This is a genomic window from Pseudomonas citronellolis, assembly GCF_029335315.1.
Lineage (GTDB): Bacteria > Pseudomonadota > Gammaproteobacteria > Pseudomonadales > Pseudomonadaceae > Pseudomonas > Pseudomonas citronellolis_A.
On the sequence record NZ_JARJLT010000130.1, the window covers coordinates 1 to 4,216 of the forward strand.

Below are 4,216 nucleotides of genomic sequence, written 5' to 3' on the forward strand. Positions count from 1 at the left end.
CCGTCACTCAGCCGCGCCACCCCGCCTCGCGCAGCGCCTTCAGCAGCGTCTCGCCATCCAGCGCCGGCGCCACCACGCCCGACGCGGCGCGCATCTCGCGCCCGGCCAGCAGCACGTTGACGATCGCCTCCTCCACCGCCTCCGCCGCCGCCGCGAACAACGGCGAGATGTGGTCGTTGTTGAGCATCTGCAGCGGCGTGCTCTGCGGCAGGTCCTTGCGCGCGTAGTCGGCCGGCGGCAGGTCGGCGTTGCCGGTGGCGAAGGCCAGGAAGATGTCGCCGCTGGAGTCCTCGGTGCCGCCGCCGGTGCGGGCGATGCCGATCGACGCGCGCTGCGCCAGGCGCTGGCACTGGTGCGGCAGCAACGGCGCGTCGGTGGCGATGATCACCACGATCGAGCCCATCCCCGGCGTGCCCCGCTCGTCGAACGGCGACGGGATGTCGCCGAGCAGGCGCCCCACCGGGTAGCCGTCGACGCGCAGTTCGCGGCGCTGGCCGTGGTTGGCCTGCACCAGGGCGCCGACCGTCCAGCCGCCCTCCTCCGCCGGCAGGCGCCGCGACGCGGTGCCGATGCCACCCTTGAACTCGTGGCAGATCATCCCGGTGCCGCCGCCCACCGCACCTTCCTGCACCGGGCCGGACTCGGCGCGGGCCAGCGCCTCGCGGACCTGCGCCGGGCCGACGTGCTGGCCCCAGATATCGTTGAGCAGGCCGTCGAAGGTTTCCATCACCACCGGCATGCACCAGTAGATCGCCGGGTCGGCCGCCGCGTCGCGCTCGGCGGCGATCAGCGCGTCGCGCACCACGCCGACGCTGTGGGTGTTGGTGATGGCGATCGGCGTGGTCAACAGGCCGGCCTCGCGGATCCATTCCAGGCCGGTGGCGTCGCCGTTGCCGTTGAGCACGTGGCAGCCGGCGAAGCAGGGCTGCTGGCGGGCGCTGCCGGCGCGCGGCTGGATCAGCGTGACGCCGGTGCGGACGGGGCTCTCCCGACCCTCGTCGAGCAGCGTGGCGTGACCGACCCGAACACCGGGTACATCGGTGATCGCGTTGAATTCACCGGGCGTACCCAGCCCCAGGGTGATGCCGAGTTGACGAGCGCGCATACAGACTCCTGTGGTCATTTCAGAGTTTCTGGAAGGCCGGGCTGAGCTTGCCGTAGGTGCTGTAGAGAATCACCGATACGGCCAGTATCCCGATAATGATCATGACGTCCCGCGTCGACGCGGCGAGCAGGCTGGTGAGCAGCAGGTAGCCGGCGCCGGTCGCCGCCAGCAGGGCCGGCAGCGGCCACAGCGGCATGCGGTACGGGTGCTCGCGGTCGCGCCGCAGCACGCGGCTGAACAGCGCGCAGAGGGCCACCGCCAGGTACACCATCACCAGCAGCAGCACGGTGAAGGAAGTCAGGTCGGCCAGGTTCGAGCTGAAGCTCAGCGCGGCGGACGGCACGGCGAGGAACAGCGTGGCCAGCCACGGCGACTCCCAGCGCGGGTGGATGCGGGTGAAGGCGCGGTTCAGGGCTGGCGTCCACAGCGCGTCGCGGCCGCTGCTGAAGATCACCCGGCCGGACTGGATGACGATGGCGACGATGGCGTTGAACACCGAGAGGAAGATGCCGGCGCTGACCAGCCGCGACAGCGTGGCGTTGCCATGGGCGGTGAGCAGGTAGCCGATCGGATCGGGGCTGGCGAGCATGTCCTGCAGCGACGGCGCGCCGAGCAGCAGCGCGGTGATCGGCACCAGCTCGATGACCACCACCAGCGCCAGCGACCAGAGCACCGCGCGATGCACGCTGCGGCCGCCGTCCTTCATGTCCTCGGCCAGCACCACGGCGGCACCGAAGCCGTTGTAGGAGAACAGCGCGGTACCCACGGCGGCGACCACCAGGGCGAAGGGCACGGCCCCGAGCACGCCGTGGTCGACGATCTGCGGGTGGCTCAGCACGCTCAGCGGCTGGCTGACGTGGCCGAAGCCCAGCGCCACTATCACCAGCAGCGCGGCCACTTCGCAGATCAGGAACATCCCGGTGACCCAGGCGTTGACGCGGATGTTGAGGATGCCCAGCCCATAGCTCGCGGCGACTATGGCCAGGGCCACGGTCTGGGTGTCGAACTGCGTGCCCAGCGCGCCGTTGAGGTAGGTGGCCGCGCCGGTGGCCAGCACCGGCGGGATGAACAGCAGCGAGACCAGCACCGTGAGGAAGGTGGCGTAGCCGGCCATGCAGCCGAACACCCGCTTGGCGTACACGTACTCGCCGCCGGCCGAACTGTGCGCGCGGCCCAGTTCGGCGTAGCACCAGGCGAACATCAGTGCCAGCGCGGCGGCCAGGACGAAGGCCAGGAAGGCACCGCTGCCGGCCTGCTGGATGGCGAAGGGCGCGATGACGAAGACCGAACTGGCCGGGGTGACCGCCGAGACGGTGATGGCGACCACGTCGAGCATGCCCAGGCTGGGCTTGAGCGCGCCCTCGGGCGCCGCGGAAGAGCTCATGTCGTTTTCCTCGAATTGTTATTGGGGGTTGAGGCAGGAACGAAGACCCTTGTGGCGCCCTCTGCACGGGGCGCTGCATGGCTCGCAATCTAGGCCCGGCGGGGGCCGCGGCCAATCACCATTTGGGGTTACGCCCCTTGACGACGGGGTATGAAAAAGGGGAAACCGGATCACCTTTCACGGGGAGCACCGGGATGCACAAGCTGTTTCGCGAAGTCGGCATGCACGCCAACCTCGGCCGCACCATCGAGCAGATCGGCCAGCCGCGCTTCTGGAAGCAGCTGATCCTGCTGCTGCACCAGTGGCTGCCGTTCGACAACGCCCTGGCCGCCTGCTACCCCGCCAGCGGTACCCCGGTGGCGCTGGAGGAATACGACGCCGCCCCGCAGGCCGGGCCGGCGGCGATGCCCCTCTACCTCAGCGGCCTGTACCAGCTCGACCCCTTCTACCAGGCCTGCCGCGAGGGCCTGCCCAGCGGCCTGTACCGCCTGGAGGAAATCGCCCCGGACCAGTTCCGCCAGAGCGAGTACTACCTCAACTACTTCCACGACAACGTGCTGGAGGACGAGGTGCAGTTCATCCTGCAGCTGCCCGGCCAAGGCGCGCTGTCGCTGGGCATGCGCAAGCCGTTCGACGCCGAGCAGTGCGGGCTGCTGGCGACGCTCTGCCCGTGGGTGCTGGCGCTGATGCAGCAGCACTGGGAAAGGCGCAGCCAGCGCCTGCTGCCGGCCGCCCCGGAAGGCGTGGCGACCCAGGTGCGCGACGCCCTCAGCCAGTTCGGCGCCGGGGTGTTGTCCGAGCGCGAGCTGGAGATCGCCCGGCTGATCCTCCGCGGTTACTCCTCCAAGGCCATGGCCGAGCGCCTGGCGATCTCTCCGGAAACCATCAAGGTGCATCGCCGCCACCTCTACACCAAGCTCGACATTTCCTCGCAGCCGGAGCTGTTCTCGCTGTTCCTCCAGGCCCTCGGCCACGACCCGGAGAACCCCTGAGCGTGGCCCGCCCATCAGCGCGCTGAATGGGCGGGCATCGCGCCTTCCAGCGGCTCAATAGCGTGCCCCGAGGGACAGCAGCCTGTCCCGCCGGGACACTGGCGGGCCGGGCCGGCGCTCCTAGACTGAAGGCCGTCCACCCATCACAAGCACAAGAGGACAGCCCGATGAATGCCCGCGCCACCTTCACCCACATGGAAGACGGCAGCGCCGCCGACTGGTCGATCATCGCCCAGGACTTCGCCGGTTACGCCGCGCTTCTGCCCGACCGCATCCTCGCCCACCTGCGCCTGCTCGACGGCGACTTCGGTGGTTTCCCGGTGGATCGCCTGACCCACTCGCTGCAGACCGCCACCCTGGCCCACCGCGACGGCCGCGACGACGAGTACGTGGTCTGCGCGCTGCTCCACGACATCGGCGACACCCTGGGTTCCTACAACCACGCCGACATCGCCGCGGCCATCCTCAAGCCCTTCGTCAGCCCGGCGAATCACTGGATGGTCGAGAAGCACGCGATCTTCCAGGGCTACTACTTCTTCCACCACCTGGGCCTGGACCGGCACCTGCGCGAGCAGTTCAAGGACCACCCGCAGTTCGAGCAGACCATCGAGTTCTGCGCGCGTTACGACGCCGCCGCCTTCGACCCGGACGCCGAAACCCTGCCGCTGGAGTACTTCGAGCCGATGCTGCGGCGGGTCTTCGCCCAGCCGAAGCAGTCCATCTACATGGCCAAGT

General features: G+C 69.5%; 4 protein-coding genes. 2 read left to right on the plus strand and 2 right to left on the minus strand.

All coding sequences use genetic code 11. The features are described from left to right. Window positions 1–7 precede the first annotated feature (7 nt). Both P3W75_RS10950 and P3W75_RS10955 read right to left on the minus strand, forming a co-directional pair. Window positions 8–1,105, minus strand: a complete 1,098-nt coding sequence (locus P3W75_RS10950; RefSeq protein WP_276227404.1) for a P1 family peptidase — start codon at window positions 1,103–1,105, stop codon at window positions 8–10. 19 nt (window positions 1,106–1,124) lie between these two features. Further along, on the minus strand, window positions 1,125–2,489 hold the full coding sequence (locus P3W75_RS10955; RefSeq protein WP_276227405.1) for an APC family permease: 1,365 nt from the start codon (window positions 2,487–2,489) through the stop codon (window positions 1,125–1,127). A 194-nt stretch (window positions 2,490–2,683) separates the two neighbouring features. On the opposite strand from P3W75_RS10955, the gene P3W75_RS10960 reads away from it, so the two are divergent. Together P3W75_RS10960 and P3W75_RS10965 are read left to right on the plus strand one after the other, a co-directional pair. Beyond that, entirely contained in the window at window positions 2,684–3,481 is a 798-nt protein-coding gene (locus P3W75_RS10960) for a LuxR C-terminal-related transcriptional regulator (protein WP_276227406.1), read from the plus strand. A gap of 167 nt (window positions 3,482–3,648) precedes the next feature. Further along, a partial coding sequence (locus tag P3W75_RS10965) for an HD domain-containing protein (RefSeq protein WP_276227407.1) occupies window positions 3,649–4,216 on the plus strand: 568 nt, incomplete at its 3' end.

Coding starts and splice junctions, on each gene's coding strand:
- P3W75_RS10960 (WP_276227406.1), top strand. CDS start 2,684: ATGCACAAGCTGTTTCGCGAAGTCGGCATGCACGCCAACCTCGGCCGC.
- P3W75_RS10955 (WP_276227405.1), bottom strand. CDS start 2,489: ATGAGCTCTTCCGCGGCGCCCGAGGGCGCGCTCAAGCCCAGCCTGGGC.
- P3W75_RS10950 (WP_276227404.1), bottom strand. CDS start 1,105: ATGCGCGCTCGTCAACTCGGCATCACCCTGGGGCTGGGTACGCCCGGT.